This window comes from Bradyrhizobium pachyrhizi, from assembly GCF_029714545.1.
GTDB lineage: Bacteria > Pseudomonadota > Alphaproteobacteria > Rhizobiales > Xanthobacteraceae > Bradyrhizobium > Bradyrhizobium pachyrhizi.
In genome coordinates, this window is record NZ_CP121667.1 from 7,568,873 (window position 1) to 7,585,173 (window position 16,301).

15 protein-coding genes and 1 pseudogene are annotated in these 16,301 nt (G+C 59.4%); 8 read left to right on the plus strand and 8 right to left on the minus strand.

Annotated elements, in window-relative coordinates; translation table 11 throughout:
* Positions 1 to 543: 543 nt before the first annotated feature.
* Positions 544 to 732 carry a hypothetical protein gene (locus QA639_RS35700; RefSeq protein WP_283088519.1) on the minus strand — a complete coding sequence of 63 codons (189 nt, stop codon included), beginning with the start codon at positions 730 to 732 and terminating at the stop codon, positions 544 to 546.
* A 153-nt stretch (positions 733 to 885) separates the two neighbouring features.
* Between QA639_RS35700 and QA639_RS35705 the strand changes: the two genes are divergently transcribed.
* Entirely contained in the window at positions 886 to 1,086 is a 201-nt protein-coding gene (locus tag QA639_RS35705; RefSeq protein WP_283088520.1) for a hypothetical protein, read from the plus strand.
* Here QA639_RS35705 and QA639_RS35710 read toward each other — a convergent pair.
* Positions 1,083 to 1,292 carry a hypothetical protein gene (locus QA639_RS35710; RefSeq protein ID WP_283088521.1) on the minus strand — a complete coding sequence of 70 codons (210 nt, stop codon included), beginning with the start codon at positions 1,290 to 1,292 and terminating at the stop codon, positions 1,083 to 1,085. The two genes, QA639_RS35705 and QA639_RS35710, sit on opposite strands and share 4 nt — an antisense overlap.
* Before the next feature lie 1,112 nt (positions 1,293 to 2,404).
* Here QA639_RS35710 and QA639_RS35715 point away from each other — a divergent pair.
* Positions 2,405 to 2,668, plus strand: coding sequence for a hypothetical protein (locus QA639_RS35715; protein WP_283088522.1), 264 nt, complete (start codon positions 2,405 to 2,407; stop codon positions 2,666 to 2,668).
* 24 nt (positions 2,669 to 2,692) lie between these two features.
* Here the strand turns inward: QA639_RS35715 and QA639_RS35720 are convergent, their stop codons facing one another.
* On the minus strand, positions 2,693 to 2,899 hold the full coding sequence (locus QA639_RS35720) for a DUF3606 domain-containing protein (RefSeq protein WP_283088524.1): 207 nt from the start codon (positions 2,897 to 2,899) through the stop codon (positions 2,693 to 2,695).
* 104 nt (positions 2,900 to 3,003) lie between these two features.
* Between QA639_RS35720 and ligD (QA639_RS35725) the strand changes: the two genes are divergently transcribed.
* From ligD (QA639_RS35725) to QA639_RS35735, 3 genes are all read left to right on the plus strand, one after another.
* Positions 3,004 to 3,924: a non-homologous end-joining DNA ligase gene (gene ligD, locus QA639_RS35725; RefSeq protein ID WP_283088525.1), complete on the plus strand. Its 921-nt coding sequence runs from the start codon at positions 3,004 to 3,006 to the stop codon at positions 3,922 to 3,924.
* On the plus strand, positions 3,924 to 4,109 hold the full coding sequence (locus QA639_RS35730) for a hypothetical protein (protein WP_283088526.1): 186 nt from the start codon (positions 3,924 to 3,926) through the stop codon (positions 4,107 to 4,109). The genes ligD (QA639_RS35725) and QA639_RS35730 overlap by 1 nt, the downstream gene beginning before the upstream one ends.
* Before the next feature lie 262 nt (positions 4,110 to 4,371).
* Complete coding sequence (locus tag QA639_RS35735; RefSeq protein ID WP_283088527.1) at positions 4,372 to 5,790, plus strand: FAD-binding oxidoreductase; 1,419 nt, start codon at positions 4,372 to 4,374, stop codon at positions 5,788 to 5,790.
* A gap of 404 nt (positions 5,791 to 6,194) precedes the next feature.
* Here the strand turns inward: QA639_RS35735 and QA639_RS35740 are convergent, their stop codons facing one another.
* Positions 6,195 to 6,749, minus strand: a complete 555-nt coding sequence (locus tag QA639_RS35740) for a hypothetical protein (protein ID WP_428841109.1) — start codon at positions 6,747 to 6,749, stop codon at positions 6,195 to 6,197.
* A 25-nt stretch (positions 6,750 to 6,774) separates the two neighbouring features.
* On the opposite strand from QA639_RS35740, the gene ligD (QA639_RS35745) reads away from it, so the two are divergent.
* A complete protein-coding gene (gene ligD, locus QA639_RS35745) occupies positions 6,775 to 7,722 on the plus strand; it encodes a non-homologous end-joining DNA ligase (protein WP_283088528.1) in 948 nt (315 codons plus the stop codon).
* A gap of 71 nt (positions 7,723 to 7,793) precedes the next feature.
* Here the strand turns inward: ligD (QA639_RS35745) and QA639_RS35750 are convergent, their stop codons facing one another.
* The 3 genes from QA639_RS35750 to ku form a co-directional block, all read right to left on the minus strand.
* Positions 7,794 to 8,258: a metallophosphoesterase family protein gene (locus QA639_RS35750; protein WP_283088529.1), complete on the minus strand. Its 465-nt coding sequence runs from the start codon at positions 8,256 to 8,258 to the stop codon at positions 7,794 to 7,796.
* Complete coding sequence (locus QA639_RS35755; RefSeq protein ID WP_283088530.1) at positions 8,255 to 8,758, minus strand: NUDIX hydrolase; 504 nt, start codon at positions 8,756 to 8,758, stop codon at positions 8,255 to 8,257. Before QA639_RS35755 ends, QA639_RS35750 begins: the two co-directional genes overlap by 4 nt.
* A gap of 223 nt (positions 8,759 to 8,981) precedes the next feature.
* Positions 8,982 to 9,914, minus strand: a complete 933-nt coding sequence (ku, locus tag QA639_RS35760; protein WP_283088531.1) for a non-homologous end joining protein Ku — start codon at positions 9,912 to 9,914, stop codon at positions 8,982 to 8,984.
* Between the two features lie 169 nt (positions 9,915 to 10,083).
* On the opposite strand from ku, the gene QA639_RS35765 reads away from it, so the two are divergent.
* Positions 10,084 to 10,452 (plus strand): hypothetical protein, encoded by a 369-nt coding sequence (locus tag QA639_RS35765; protein WP_283088532.1) that lies wholly within the window; start codon positions 10,084 to 10,086, stop codon positions 10,450 to 10,452.
* A gap of 221 nt (positions 10,453 to 10,673) precedes the next feature.
* Here the strand turns inward: QA639_RS35765 and QA639_RS35770 are convergent.
* Positions 10,674 to 12,002: pseudogene (locus QA639_RS35770) on the minus strand (MFS transporter).
* Positions 12,003 to 12,826: 824 nt separating this feature from the next.
* Between QA639_RS35770 and QA639_RS35775 the strand changes: the two are divergent.
* Positions 12,827 to 16,240, plus strand: coding sequence for an autotransporter family protein (locus tag QA639_RS35775; RefSeq protein WP_283088533.1), 3,414 nt, complete (start codon positions 12,827 to 12,829; stop codon positions 16,238 to 16,240).
* Positions 16,241 to 16,301 lie beyond the last annotated feature (61 nt).

Consider the following 16,301-nt stretch of genomic DNA (forward strand, 5'->3'; position numbering starts at 1 on the left):
CAGCTACCGTAAGTCTCGCGGTTTGGATTTCGGCCAGTTCTCGAGCGGCTTTACGGGCAGGTTCTCCGGCCGGTCGGGATAGTTAAACTCCATGCCGTACAGCCAGCATCTCGAAGCGCGCTCGGACCAGAAACGCGTCCATCTGCCACGTGAACTCATACGCTCTATTAACAAATCGCGCGAGTATTGGCCCAAAGCCCGCGCATCTCGCTCGCGGCCCGATGCGATAGGCCCCTTGAAGGAGCTACCTTCCCGAGCGAGATTTTTGGGAGCCGGTTAGCCTTTTATTCGCGATCTTGCCGGGAGCCGCTCAGGGATGTGCGTTCGCGTCGTCTGAGCTGTCGGTTGGGCTATCGCTGGTGCAGAGGGTCTTTTTTGGAGGGGACCAAATTGAGACTGCAACTTCTTCACTACATTGCGAAGCGGCTTCGCATTCGGTCAACGTGGACGGCATGCCATACGGTTCCCGCCTCCAAGAACGTGCGGCATCATTGAGCCATTCTGCACAGTAGCGATTCCAAGACGCCCGTTCGCGTGGGTACATTAGGTGGAAAGTCGCGTTGCTTGGCCCTTCCGTGTCTTCTTCTTTTTGGATTTGATCACATCAGCTTGCGCCCGGTAGGCCCGTGCCAGCGCCTGCAATCCCTCCGCTAAGTCGCGGTCGAGAACGGAGAGTGCTGCGCGGTCTGCCTTGTCAGCCTGCTTGCGGAGCGACTTAATCATCTTGGCCATGGCCGGTCCTAATGAGGCACGTACTCGTAGACGACAAGCGCCCCAAGTCCGATGATGGCAACCAAGACGGTTATTGCGAGAACGGATTGCGGGCGCATGCTGCTTCCCCTCAGTTCCCAATGAGTCGGATATTAGTCCAGCGCGGGCACAAACGTGAAGGAAATGTGCTTCCGGGTGATGATTGGCGGTCTCATCATCTTCGCGATCACGACGCTTTTGGCTGACACGGGGTTGGGTGTCCGCTTCGGTCAAGATGAAGATATGCTGTTCGCTATACAGGTCGGTTCACTTCTCGCGTCAATTGCATCGGCGGCCGGGTTGCTGGTGATGCAACATTCGCCCGACGCGCGCTAGGGCGGAGCCAGCATCTTTTCGATGTACGCGTTGACGGTTTCGGCGAAGTCGCGCCGATCTCCAATCACGGCATCGCGCTGTTTCAGAACGTCGTCCTGAAGCAGGCGAAGCCCGCTCCTACGGGCGGCTACCGGCGTTGCTTCCAGATATTCGGTAATAGCGCGCTCAGCCAGTGGAATGCCGTTTGCGTCACCCTTGGCGATCAACCGACGAAGAATTCCTAAGCAAGCGTCTAAGTGGGGCATGCCACAAGTATACGCCTCGATTCTTTGCAAATTTCAAACCGAGGCCCGATTAGAACACCCGTCACCTTGGCGGCCCTAGTTCCCGTGAGGCCATCCACTGCGTCATCCGGCAGGCTGCCTCAGCCTGCCGTGCGCGGCGAATAAGCCGGTCGCGCTCAATTCCTGGTGGGGTGCCACGGGCCTCTTTGCGCAAGCGTTCCGCTTCCACGCAGGCGATCTTATCACGAAGATCAATTTGCTTGGAAAGATGGAGCCCAGTCATGTGCTTCCCTCCCTGTTATGCAGGCGGGAGCGCTATCGGTCTCTCAGCCACCGACGCCTACAGGCAATCCTTGGCCGGTGATATTGGAACAATGATCCCGGCCTGAGGCGGTTGCAAGGAGCTTGTGACCCGCAAAACCCCGGTGCTGTCCTAGCTAGGACACCCGATCCGGTGAATCAGGACACCCGTTAAGCATGTGGGAAAAAGTGGCAACATGTTTACCTTTGATTCACATACATTAATTGACTGGCTCAGACTTTAATCCGATGATCTGGGACTGGGCAGGGCTGTTTCATTAAGGAAAATTTTTCAAGGCCCAGAGGGCCGCCCTATTATCGGCATCGGCGGTTCGGCAAGCATGGGAATGAGAACGGCCTCAGCATTACCCTCCAAGGGTGCTGGGGCCGTTTCTCATGACACCACCACTGCTATGCCTAGTGCGGGAAATGGCTACCTCGCCGCAAACTCGCAGGATCTTTGAGTTCGTCACATGAATGGTGTGGAGCACGGCTCCTCGGGATACCGGTTCTAAGGCTTCTCGCGACCGTGAAGCACTTCAAGAAATGCTTGATCGCGTCTGCGGCATGAACTCGCTGCTTGGGCCAAGCGATTCCCAGACGAACTCTTGAGTACATATTTCGGCTACGTGGTTGGAAGTGGCATGGACGCTGCGAAGGCGGCTTTTTGCACAGGGCGGCGGAAACACGTGGAAAAGCAACCTGCCCCGACGATTTGGAATCCCTGACCTGTGTTAGCAGCCGGAACGACTCGAGGGCTGCAAGGATTCGTCCCTCGCGGAGGAGCGATCTCGATGCTGATGACCAGGGAGAAGCGGCCAGCGATACGGACGCTGCGCGGGTGGGCGATCCAGGTGCTCCACGAAGCCGGCGCCATCCGCGAGTGCGAAGAACACGGTTGGATGCAAGATCGAGCCGATCCGCACGCCCGGGAGCGGGCCTTTGAAATCGCCCATGGAGAGCCGCCAGCAGGCGTCTCCCCTGATGCGGCGGCGGCCGAGATGCTCGACGTGCTGAACTCGATCGGTGACCACTGTCCGGAATGCCCCGCAGAATAGAAGAGCTGGTGCCGGGACTCAGCGTCAGCCCGGCTTTCTAATTTCAGCGGCCAGCTTTTTCTCCACGCGCTTGCGCACATTGCCGACCTTTTTGACGGCCTTTTTCACCGCCGGCGCCGACTTTCTGGTCTTCTTTGCCTCATACTGCACTTCGTAATCCTGCCCCCCGGCTACCCGCGCCCGGTCCTGTTTTCGGCCACGCGCCGTCTTCGTTTTCTTCGCTACCGCCATCGGTGCCTCCTGTTGTGACATCGAAGCAACGCGACAGGGATTCGCAGGTTCCGGAACGATTCGAACTGTGCCAATTTGAATCGGCTGTAGCGTGGAGTTTGTCAGTGGCGTTCCAGCGTCGAAAACCCGAGGCGATCGGCCTCAAGGCGGCCCTGCCCGACTTCGTCGAGCCGGCCCTGGCGTCTTCGATCGACAAGGTGCCGTCAGGGACCCGCTGGATTCACGAGATCAAATTCGACGGCTACCGTGTTCAGGTCCACCTGGCCAATGACGCGGCGACGATCTTCACCCGGCGCGGGCACGACTGGACCCATCGTTTCAAGAAGATCGCCCATGATGCCTGGCGGATCAAGGCGACCTCGGCCGTGGTGGACGGCGAGATCGTGGTACCGGCCCCTGATGGCACGACCGACTTCTCGGTCCTGCAGGATGAACTCAAGGGCAAGTCGACGAGCATTGTGCTGGTGGCGTTCGACCTGCTCTACCTGAACGGCCGCGATATCCGGAAGCTACCGCTCTTTCAGCGCAAGGCCGAGCTCAAGAAAATCCTGAACGGCACCGATATCCAATTCAGCGAAAGTTTCGAGATAGGCGGCCGCGAGATGTTCGCGCACGCCTGCAGGGTCGGCCTCGAAGGCGTCGTCTCGAAGGTACGGGACAGTGCCTATCCGAGGGGACGCACGAACGACTGGGTCAAGAAGACCTGTGTGCAGCGGGAGACGCTGATCATTGCCGGCTTCGCGCTCGATGGCACGAAATGGGATGGTCTCTATGTCGGCCGGCGCAAGGGCGACGGTCTCATCTACGCCGGCAAAGTCGACCACGGCTTCGACAAGGTCTCGGCGGCCGATCTGCAGAAGCGGCTTAAGCCCCTCATCCGAAAGACCCAGCCCTATACGAAGCGTATCAACCACAAGGGCATCTGGGTTGAACCCAAGCTTCTGGCCGAGATCGAGTATCGCGCGAAGTCAGCCCAGGGAAAAGTCAGGCACCCGTTCTTCCGGGGCCTGCGGGAGGACCTGTGATGGATGCCTTCGATCGCTTCTGGCAATGGGCGAACAAGCCGTTGGAAAGTCCGCTGACGCTTCCGGCCGAGTTGCACCAAGCCGCCGCGCGTAGGCCGCGAACCTGTGGTCTATCAAGCGCACGGCTCGTTCCTAAAGTCCGCTATGGCCCAAGAGACGAGCAAATTCTCTTCGCAAAAATCTGAAGCTAAGGGCCAAAAGCTGAAGGTTCCAAGCGGGCAAATTGTTCAAAACGAGACTTCGGTGACTGAACCATTTTGTTGCCGATCGAACTAACGTCTAGGTGGAGATTTGCCGTTCGTTCTGCCGAACGGCAGCGACAACAGGGTTCGTCACTGCCAGCCGGTCCGATGAGCATAGATTTTGGACTGGATAAGACGACGAGGAGCGTGAGAAACTACGACTCAAGGTGCTCCCTCCGCAATCGCGTGGAAATGGAGAGTTGCCATGGCCCATGCTCCCGCCCAACAGCCCGACTACAGAATGAGTCAAGCGGCAGTTGCGGACCTTCGTAAAGCGCTTCGTGGCGCCCTCCTGCAGCCCGCCGATGCCGGATACCGCGAAGCGCGCTCGATCTGGAACGGCATGATCATCAAAGAGCCTGCGCTCATCGCCCGGGTAAGCGGCGCGTCGGACATTGTCGCCTGCGTGAACTTCGCCCGCGAGAACGGACTGCCGCTGTCGATTCGCGGCGGCGGGCACAACATAGCTGGCGCGGCGCTCTGCGACCGCGGGCTGATGATTGACATGAGCTTGCGGCGCGGCGTGCGCGTCGACCCTGACCGTCGGATAGTTCGGGCCGAGGCTGGCACCACCTGGGGCGATGTCGATCACGAAGCGCAACCCCTCGGGCTGGTTGTCCCGGGCGGCATCGTGTCGAATACCGGGGTTGCCGGGTTCACTCTGGGCGGCGGCTTCGGTTGGACGTCGCGCAAGTGCTGCTACGCCGCCGACAATCTTGTCTCGGTTGACATCGTCACAGCGGACGGCGAGCGTCGGCACGCCAGCAAGACCGAGAACGCCGATCTGTTCTGGGCGTTGGCGGGTGGCAGCGGCAATTTTGGCGCGGTCACGTCCTTCGAGTTCCGGGCACATCCACACGGACCGCAGGCTCTATGCGGGATGGTGGTGTACCCGATGACCCAAGCGCGCGACGTTGCGCACCAATTTTGTCGGATCGCCGCCACGGCGCCGGACGAACTGTGCTGCTTGCTCATCTTGCGCATCGCTCCCCCTGCGCCGTTCCTGCCCGAGGCGCTGCACGGCACGCCAATCGCGGCGATTGCAGCATGCTGGACCGGCGATCCCATCGCCGGACAGGATGCGATGCGTGCGCTCAAGAGCTTTGGCAAGCCGGCTGCCGATACGATCACCGTGAAGCCGTTCGTTGCGCATCAGACCATGCTCGATTCCGGCCAGCCGTTCGGCCGCCGCTATTACTGGAAGTCGGATTTTTTCGCCGATATGAGCGAGCGCTTGATCGATGCGATGGTCGAGCATGCCGCACGTATTACCTCTCCGCATTCCGCCGCTCTCTTCATGCACATGGGCGGCGCTCCCGCCCGACTCGATCGCGGGCTCAACGCCGTAGGCTTCAGGACGGCCCAATACGTGTTGAACGTGCAGGCGGCTTGGGAAAATCCGCAGGAGGATCGCCGTCATATCGAATGGGCGCGCGAATACTGGGCGGCTATCCATCCGTTTTCGACCGGCGCCGCTTACATCAATTTCATGACCGAGGATGAGGGTGACGCCCGCGTGCGCGACGCCTATGGCAATCGGCTCTACGAGCAGCTCGCCGAGATCAAGGCCAAATTCGATCCAGGAAATCTATTCCACGGCGCACAGAACATCCCGCCACGATAGGCACACGTAGACACGGTGGAGGGCAACCATCCCCCTTAGGTGGTCGAGTCAGCCGGGCTTCGCGGATGTCGGCTTAGGGTAATCGCTACATGAGCGACGGAGTGGTAAGTCCGACCGCGTCAGCTATACCGCCGAAAGCGGAAAGTACAAGCCGCCCCGCCATAAGCCACTGCAAGTTCATGGCGCTGATCGCTCGTGCCGCCGACCAAGAACCGCTAACTAGCCCGCGCGCGCCGCAGCGCAGCTTCCAATCGCGCCTTCTCTTTATCCCAGCGGGTTTCTTCGGCTTGCGACCTCTTCTCGAGAGCCTCGAAGACCTCTTCTCGAGAGCCTCGACCTCGGCCTGGATGGCCGCGGCCCGTTTCGCGTGCTCCTGCTCGGCCTTGTCCAACGCAGCCTGCGCCTTATCGACCGCCTGCTGACGGCGTTCGCGTTCCTTCTGCCTGGCCGCCTCCTCTCTTACTCGTTCCAGCTCGCGGCGCCTTTTCTTCCCGTTCGTAGTCGAGAGCGGCCTGTCGCTGCGCAGCCTTGTCAACGGGACGAGATGAAGGTTTCTTCGCCTTTGAGCCTTTCGACTTGCGGGCAGCTTTCGTTGGTCTGCCGCCCTCAAGATCGGTGGGCAGCTCGGCATGCCGACCGGGGCGCCTGAGCACGACGCCAGGCTTTGCCATGGTCGCGGCGATGACGTCCGGATCATCGCTTTCCTTCGCCGCGCCTTGACGAAACAGATTGCTGTCGGCGCCCCACGCTTCCAGAGCCGCTTTCATGGAGGGAGCAGCTATCGCCAGATCGAAGAAGCCCAGCGACGTCTGGTAGGTTTCAGCTTTCTGGCCATGGTTCTGAGCAGAACTCCCGTCGATAAGTGACGTCGCGCACCAGGGATTTGCCGCGGGTTCTGACGGAACACGCCATGGTTTTAAGCGTTCCTCATTATTTAAGGACGTCCATGCATTACGCAACACGCTCTGAAGGATTGGCCCTTAAATGAGCCGGACGTCGACCCTGCCCAAGCGCTTGCAGCCGATGCTCGCTACACTCACCAACGCGCCGTTCGACGACCCCGGCTGGGTTTTCGAGGATAAGTACGATGGCTTCCGGATGATCGCGGAAATCCGCCGGGGCAAAGTTGCACTCTACAGCCGCAACGGCAAGATCATCAGCCGCAGCTATATGGAAGTCGCCAAAGCGCTGGAGGGCGTGAAGGGCGACGCCGTGATCGACGGCGAGCTCGTCGCGATCGGAAAGGACGGCGTCTCGCATTTCCAGCTGCTGCAAAACGCGCTGCGTCATGAAGCGAAGCTCCTGTATTGCGCCTTCGATCTCATGTTCGAGAATGCAGTGGACTTGCGCAAGCAGCCCCTTCTCAAACGCAAGGAGCGGCTGGAAGCAATCCTGCCACGCCACCGTCTGATCGCCTTCAGCCCTCACCGCAAAGGAGACGGCACGAAATTCTTCGCCGAGGCCGAGCGGAAGGGTCTGGAAGGCATCATGGCGAAGCGCGCCGACAGCGCGTATGCGTCCGGAAGCCGGACGGCGGATTGGCTGAAGATCAAGACGGCAAAGCGGCAGGAGGCGGTGATCGCGGGCTTCACGGCGCCGAGGCGCACCAGGCCGTTCTTCGGCGCCCTGGTCCTCGCCGTGCGGGAAGACGACACATGGCGCTACATCGGACATGTCGGCACTGGCTTCAGCCACAAGGTGCTGGAAGACCTCCATACCAAGCTCGTGAAGCTGACGACGCCTAAATCACCCTTCACTGCCAAAGTGAAGGACGAGGCGGCCACCACCTGGGTCAGGCCCTCGTTGGTTGCCGAGGTCAAATTCGCGGAGTGGACGAGTAAGGGCGAACTGCGCCAGCCCGTCTACCTCGGGCTCAGGAGCGACAAGCGGGCGAAGGATGTCGTGCGCGAGCGAGAACGTCCGCGCAAATAGTGCTTCCCTTTTGGCCGTTTCCGGCAAGCGCAATCGTCTCTGCCAATGTGCACTCCCCACGCCGTGGTGCGCTAATCGCGTACAAGGTCGTGGATCTCCGGTCGCATGCCCGCACGCGTGATTTCGAGCGTCGCAAGCGTGATCGGCAGCTTGAAACGCCGGGGTCCTGCGCTGCCGGGATTCAGGTAAAGAACGCCACCGACCGTATCGATCTTCGGCACGTGGGAATGCCCGGCGACGATGACGTCGATGCCGCTGCCGGCATCGGCCTTCAGCGTCTTCAGGTCGTGCAGAATGTAGATCGACTTTCCCGCCAGGCGTACCAGTTTCGTGTCGGGGTAGTCGCGGGCCCACCCGCCAGTGTCCACGTTTCCACGGATGGCCGTGACAGGCGCGATCCGGCGAAGCGCGTCAACGATCGCGGGGCGCCCGACGTCGCCGGCATGAATGATGTGATCGACGCCCGTCAGGCCTCGTTCCGCCTCGGGCCGCAACAGGCCGTGCGTGTCTGAAATGATTCCAATCCTGAATATCATTTCCCGACGCTCTCAACCGCTATCGCCAAAAGACGATCAAGAAACTCAACTTGAGCGGACAACATCTTGGTGCGCGCGAGCTCGATATCAAACCATTCGGCGCGGTCGACTTCGGGAAAGTTTTGCCGTCGACCGCTTCGGGGCGGCCATTCGATATCGAAGGTATTGCTGATCAACGCGGCCGGGTCAAAGTGGCCCTCGCCAGCGAATGCGATGACGCGCTTCCCTCCTCGCTGTCGGACTTCCCCCAGCGCCTGGAGTGGACCAATCAAAGCGCTCGGGCCGAGTTCTTCGGCAAACTCGCGTCGAGCGACGTTTTCCGGAGCATCATTGGCATCGATTTCGCCCTTTGGAATGGACCAAGCGCCATCATCCTTCTTACGCCAGAACGGACCGCCGGGATGAACGAGCAGAACCTCGAGCCCACGAGCGCCCTTGCGGTATGCGAGAATGCCCGCGCTCAAGGTCGATCTCCTGGAGGTCTTTTTCACCGCAGCCATATCGCTCCTATTTTGCAGAGCAGTCTAGAGCAGAGCAGGTAAGGAGCACTGAGGCGCGATGACTGGCTAGTTGCAAAGCAAGGATCGTTCGAAACAGGCCAGTAGCGCAGCGGGCCCCCGGTGTACCACCTTTCGTAAAACCGCGTCGAGATTGAGACTTGCCATCCGCCAAAGCCGCCCGCGGACGACGAAGCAGAAGCCGTCCGGCGTCACCGCCACAAATCTAAGCCGATTTCCGCTGGGGTTTGGCCGCCAGCTTCTTCGCCGCGGCCTCTTTCCCCGGTTTCTTGCCTACGATCGGCATCAGCATTTCCTTTTGCCCGGCCGCCGCCTTGCGCGGCTTTTTGCCTGGCTTCTTGGGTGTCTCTGTCGCAGCTGCCCCATCTCTTCCAATGCTCTTGCGCAGCGCGTCCATCAGGTCGACGACATTCTCGCCTCGCGGCCGCGCCTTCGCGGTGATGGGTTTGCCGGCGCGCTTCTGGTTGATGAGATCGATGAGGGCGGTCTCGTATTGGTCTTCGAACTTGTCCGGCTCGAAATGCCCCGCCTTCTGATTGACGATGTGCTTGGCGAGGTCAAGCATGTCCTTGGTGACTTTGACATCCTGGATATCGTCGAAATATTCCTCTGCGGGACGGACTTCGTAGGGATAGCGCAGCAGGGTCCCCATCAGCCCCTTGTCCAGCGGCTCCAGCGCGATGATGTGCTCGCGGTTGGTTAACACTACGCGACCGATCGCAACCTTGTTCATCTCGCGGATGGTTTCGCGGATAACGGCGAAGGCGTCGTGCCCGACTTTGCCATCTGGAGTCAGGTAGTAAGGGCGGATCAGGTAGCGTGGGTCGATCTCGCTGCGGTCGACGAACTCGTCAATCTCGATCGTTCGCGTCGATTCCAGCGCGACGTTCTCGAGCTCCTCCTTCGTCACCTCGATGAATGTGTCGGTGTCGAGCTTGTAGCCCTTGACGATGTCTTCGTTATCAACTTCCTCGCCGGTATCAGCGTCCACCTTGGCGTACTTGATGCGGTGGCCGGTCTTTCGGTTGAGCTGGTTGAACGAGACCTTTTCGGATTCGGACGTGGCCCGATAGAGCGCTACCGGACAGGTGACGAGGGAAAGACGCAGGAAGCCTTTCCAGTTAGCGCGGGGGGCCATCGCGGAGGAACTCCATTACTCGTGCCGGATTCAAGACGAACGGCACGGCTTGGTTCCGACACTGCGCCCCTTCTAACGGGATGATTTTTTCAAGATGGGTCAGAGCGGACTCAATATTTGTTCTTGTTATGTTCTAATTCGGAATGACCGATCGACCGCGAGCTGGCGTATGCCGACCCCGATGCAGATGGAAAAGCTGGCCACTGAAGCCGCCCGAAGGCCGCGCCCCTCCACGGCGACTCCGGATGCGCCTCTCCCGGCGGAATATTGGGAATCGGTCCTGAAAGATCCTTGCGCCGACGAAAGTGGAGCCGAGATGCGGCAGCGGCGTCTTTCCGAGATTCAACGCCACGTGCTGCGCATCTCATGCCGTCGCTGCGAGCGGACCGTGGAAATCCAGAAGACCGATGCAGTCAGATTGTATGGCGGCAACGCGGTCTGGAAGGACGTGGCGCAGCGGTTGCTCGATAACACCTGCCAGCAGCGCACCGGCAAGCATGAAGAAGACGGATGCTGGCCGGCGTTCGATACACCGTAACCGCTCCGGATTGCCGATCCGATCTCTTAGAGCCTGGATGTCCGGATGGCCCCGAAGTATCACCCCACGCCCCTGTCGGGCGGTGATCGCAAGGCTCTGGCAAAGGAGCTCAGCAAGACGGGCGCGATGGCCAATATCGTCTTCGTAGCCTACATTCTCGCCAGACCGCATGAGACGTCACGCGATCGGCCGGAAGTGAACCGTGATCATATTGTCCAGCGCTATGGCGGGCTTTGCTTGTTTACAGCGCTATTGATTTTGAGCGGTGCCGTCTCCGGCATCATGAGCATGGCAAGGAGCCCAGCCGCGCTAGCGATAAGCATGTACCAGCGGGCGCCAGCGCGCTTCCGGTAAGATAGATCAGCCAGGTGACGACTGGTTGAGCTGTGCCTCCGAAGATCGCTATCGCAAAAGCGTAGATGATCGCGAAGGCGCCACCACGAATGTTCTTGGGTTAACCTTCGGCCATGCTCACATAGAAGGCGCTATGCGGAATCGTTCCGATGAGGGTGAGCGCGCCGAGACCCCCGAGAAGTACGAGGGCACTGCGGCTCTCTGAGATTCAGAAGAACACCGGATAGGTCATCAACAACGCAGCGATCTGCGGCCATATCATGATGTGCCGGCGGCCCGCGCGGTCTGCGAGCCAGCCGCCCAGCAGCGCGGCAGCAATTCCTACCGTATTGTTAACGAGCGTGGTGCCAAAGGCGAGAGGCGCGGAAACTTGTAGGGTGTTCAGTGCATAGGTGGTCATATATCCCGTGACGTAGGTGATGATCGTGCAATGGCCAGGACGACGAATCCCAAGCTGATGATACGGCGAGTGGCAGGCAATCTTCTTACAGGCTGAACGCCCGGAGCCGGCGCTTGGGGCCGGTGCAACGTTTCGGGCAAGCCGCTCCGCAGCCAAAATCCGAACGGCAGCAGCGTAGCGGCGCCGAGCAAGAGCGCGATCCGCCATCCGTACGCGTTGAGTGCCTCGCTGGTCATGGTCAGGGAGAGTATTTCTCCAACAAGCGCCCCGGCCGTTGCAGCGATCTGTTGGCTGGCAGGCTGAAACGAGACAGCAAGACCGCGCCCCTCGGCCGGTGCCGCTTCCAGCAAATAGGCAGTTGTCGGACCAATCTCACCGCCCAGCGAGAAGCCCTGCACTAAACGCGCGAAAATAACCAGCAGCTCAGCGGCAAATCCTATTGTCTCCTACAAGGACGTAAGTGCAGCACGAGGACGGCGACGCTCATCAAGGTAAAGCTGGCGCTCATCGCGGATCGGCGGCGGGCCCGATCCTAGTACGAGCCGAGCACGATGGCCCCGATCGGCCTGGTTACAACCAGCGCCGAAGGTTGCGAGCGACAGCATGAGGCTGGCGAACGGGTCGCTTGCCGGGAAGAATGCATGATCGATCTGGATGGTGAAAAAGCTATAGCTCCGGAAGCGTAGGTTTCGCGAATATTGCCGATGGTTGCTCCCGACGCGGCGCGGCCGGTCAAACGCTCGTCTGCCGGAACGAGGACACGCTCCGGCTTCTCCCCAGTAAACTGCCTAGCCATTCCCGATCCGTCTGAACTCCGATCGCCGGCCGACCATTTCGACCAGTCAGATCGCGCGCGTTGTATTTCTGTTGCTCTACAGGTCGTCTAGCAAAAATGCCTGCCTCTTGCGCCCCATTCAAACCTTGAACCAATCGCGGTGATCGCCAGCAAAGATGAACAAGGCGCGCTGCGATTGTCGGGCGGGGCAGTCGTTTTGCTCCTGTGCAATGGCGAGTTTGCGACAACATTGGAGGGCGACGAACGGGCACCGCCTATTTTCATGCAGAAGGGCCGCCGCGCGACGTTGCTGCGTTTATCTGGTTGCGTACGGCGAAGGCATCACGATTTGGCCCGGCTTTTGCTCAGCTGCTTGTTAGTTGCGTGCAGCCGCCTGCTTTGTCGGGATTGGCGCTGCAGAATGCAGGATTTATCTGCGATCAAAAGAGGAGCTCGCATTGTTAACGGGGCCCATGAAAACGCTCGACATCGGCCACGGCCGCGAAGCATCAGGCGGTCATATTCGCTCTGGCGAGCCGCGGCTCGGCGAATCGCAAATGGCAAGCGTGAAGTGCCAGAGTTTGAGCTTGAGGAAGTTGAAATCAAAGTCACCAGCAATGAGGGACATACTTGTGAGTTGACTTGACTTCATCAAGGCTGACTTCCCTCCAGAAAACTAGCCTTCCTTTCGAATTGAAGTTCTACCGCCAGACTCGGGCTACGAAGGCGCAAGGCCGATGTCCGATCAATGACGGCTGCGCTTCGCTGGCGCATCTGCGTGCACGCGCGCTCCAAGTTGGACGGCGAAGCACGCCGGAAATCAAGACCTCGAACAGAATCTGTAAATGAAGACGAAGACAATTACGACTATCGTGCTTGCCGCTAGTGCTTTGCTGGATTCCCCCAGTAGAGCGGTTGAAACTTACGATGTTAGAGATTCGAACGGCGTGTCCTTCATCCGAGCACGAATATTTGGTCCCGGAGATGGCCCTTTCTGTTGTGGCGGAGGTGGCGAGCCGGCGTATTCAGTTCGGAATCTACCGCAATGGGAAACGGACCATTCGCTCGCAGCGATCCGCTATTGGGCCGAAATCATAAGGGTCAAACCCGGGCAGTCGCCTGCCGTCGTCAACATCGGCGGAATTCAGGGCAATACGGCATGGGCCTCAGTCCAGAGGTCGCCTGATGGCGAGAACAAGGTGCAGGCGGCAGTCACCGGTCAGAATCCGGGCGAGTTGAACCATGGCGCGCATGGTATGATTGCGATCGGCGAAATGGGATTTTCATCCGAAGCATACATTCCTTCGCAATTGCCAATGACGCCGAAGATCGGCCTGGCACCTGTTATGATTCATGAGTTCGCTCATCAGCTGGGAATGGCCGGTACCATTGACGGTTATGACGGTTGGCCCACCGAGCCGATATCACCGTACTTCACTAAGGCGATAAATGCCTGGACTAACCATTTGTATGACGACAACGGCAAACAAGCCAGGCCGGGGCAGGTGATCTATTGCTCGCTGTGCGTGAACCCGCCAGCTGAGAACGTTTTCGACCTGCGCCACGATCGGGGCTATTTTGCCGGGAAGCATGTGAGTGAAGTGCTGGCCGGTGCCATGCCAGGTATTCCGGTTCGAGTGATGACTGAGGACGGCCGGCTGGATGTCCCCTTTGTCTCGCATAGCGAGCTTAAGAACAGCCTGTTGAGCCACCAGCAATACCGGAACTACACCGCCCCGATGGAGGCGGAGATCGCCGCCTTCCAGGACACCGGCCAAAGCATTGATCGGCGTAATCTATTTGGTTACTCCATCTATGGCACTGGTCGCGATCTGATAAACGACAATCCGTTTTTCGCTCGGAATGCTGACGGTACCGCCTATCTGCCAAATACGTACAATACGGCTTCGCCCGGACTGGGACTACACGTTTATGGCAGCGGCAACACTGTGGTCCAGCGCGCCGACCTGCTTTCGAAAGGAGCAGGTGGCGCCGGCATCCGCGTCGACGGCGAAGACAATCAGATCATAATTCCGCCTGGGACCCGCGTGTACGCCGACGGCGCGAATGGGCGCGGTGTCATGTTCGCCTATGGCAAGGATCACACGCTGACTCAGCGCGGGGACGTACAGGCTCTCGGTGAGCGTGGCATCGCGACAAGTTTCGATTTTGGTAACAATGCGATGGGCAATGACGATGAATATCGTGGTTCGTATATTCGCACGATTGGCACCAAACCGGCCCCGATGCTGAGCGAAATCGACGGTCCGCTCGTCAGCAAGTTCGATCTGACCGGGCGCCTGGCTGGCAATCATGCAGCGATGTACATGTCGAACAATGGTTACGTCGGCGAGATCAATGTGATGCGTGGCGCAATGATGTCGGGGCACATCCTGTCTGACTACAACCAGGTTGATGAGAACGGTGCTCCGCGTCTGACCAAATTTACGTTCGGGTTGAAGCCTGATGCGAACGGTCACTCAACGCAGGAGCCCGACGCAAATTTTGCAACCCGCTACGACGGTAATATCGTCGGACGTAACAATCTTTCGCTGCAGTTCGGCGGTGGCGCCACGACGTTGACTGGCAATCACGAGGTGTATGACGCAAGTGTCGCGCAAGGTGCAACCCTGTCCGGTAACGGCAGTTATCTGCTCAATGCTAGTGGTCGCTTCACCAACAGCGGTGCTGTCGCGCCCCTCATCGGCGGCCTTGACAACAGCATCAAGGTGTATGGCGACTATCTGCAAACCTCGACCGGTCGCTTGCAGGTCGCCGTAAACGATACTGGCGCGTTCAGCCATCTCGAGGTGAATGGCAATGCGACGCTCGATGGTACGCTCACGATCACCCCGCAGCGTGGCTGGTATGGTAACGGCTTTAACGTCTCCTCCGATCAGTGGCTGAATGCAACAAATCTCACAGGCTCGTTCGCGAACGTGACGACAGCCCTGCAATCCCCAACCTTGCTGGCGAGTGCAACGGCTCAAGGCGACAACACCTACGCCTTGACACTCTCCCGCCCATCCGATGCCTATTCGCGTTATGGAGCCGATGCCAACAGCCGCCGGGTGGGCGCGGCGCTCGATCGAGTAGCTGGCAACGCGGCTATAGGGCTGCACCCACTCGTCGCGGCGCTCGACTTTTCAGCGCCGGACGGCACGGCGGTGACATCTGGGCTGCGTCAACTTTCTCCGTCCATCTATGCGTCGGAGCAGGGCAGACGTGTCAATGACAGCTACTATGCGCGTTCGGCAGTCTACAACCGTCTCGAACAGGCGTTTGGCGGCGCGCCAACCTCAGCGATGGCGGTGATGGGTTATGGTCCTGAGCAGAACAGGTCGCACGGCAATTCTGCATCTGCCACAGGCCTGGTCGGCCCGGCTTCCTCTGACCTGCCCTCTTATGACCTGCGAGGCTATGCGGCGTGGGGTTCTGCCTTTGGCGGATGGACGACCCAATCAGGTGATAGCAATGGGGCAAGCACCAGATCCACCATTAGCGGCCTCATGACCGGGATCGACACGCCAGTATTTGATGACTGGCGCGTCGGTGTCCTTGCGGGCTATAGCCGTTCCACTTTCAAGGTTGGCGCTGCTTCCTCGTCAGGCCGCAGCGACAATTACACGTTCGGGACCTATGCCGGCACCGAGTGGACCGTGCCAGAAGGGGCCATCGCTTTCCGCTCAGGGCTTGCCTATACATGGCACGATCTTGAGATGAGCCGCAACGTTCGGTTCCCGGGCTTCAACGACAACTTGATCTCGGATTACGATGCAGGCACGTTCCAGATTTTTGGAGAACTCGGCTATAAAGTCCATCTCGGTAAGTATTCGGTGATCGAGCCCTATGCCAGTCTCGCCCATGTTCGCGCGGCGACGGACAGCTTTAGCGAGAGGGGATTGAACGGAGCGGCGCTTAGTGTTCACCCTGACACGATGGATACGACGCTCTCCACTCTCGGCGTTTATGCGACCACCCGTTTTCAACTTGGCCAGATAGCCACGACTGCGCGAGCCGATATTGGCTGGCGTCATGCCATAGGCGACCTCATTCCGCTGTCGACCGCCAGCTTTGCTGCTGGCTCCAGCCCTTTTGCAGCTTCAGGCCTATCCATTGGCAAGGACATGGCACTCGTCGAATCCGGGCTGGACTTCCAGCTTTCGAGCAACAGCACCCTTGGCATCGCCTACCAGGGGCAGTTCGGTTCAGGCATCACCCAGAACGGACTGAATGCCACCTTCAACGTCAAGTTCTGATACGCACGCAATGCATTTCGGCCCGCGTGCTGCACAGCAATGAGATCACGTTATTTCAATC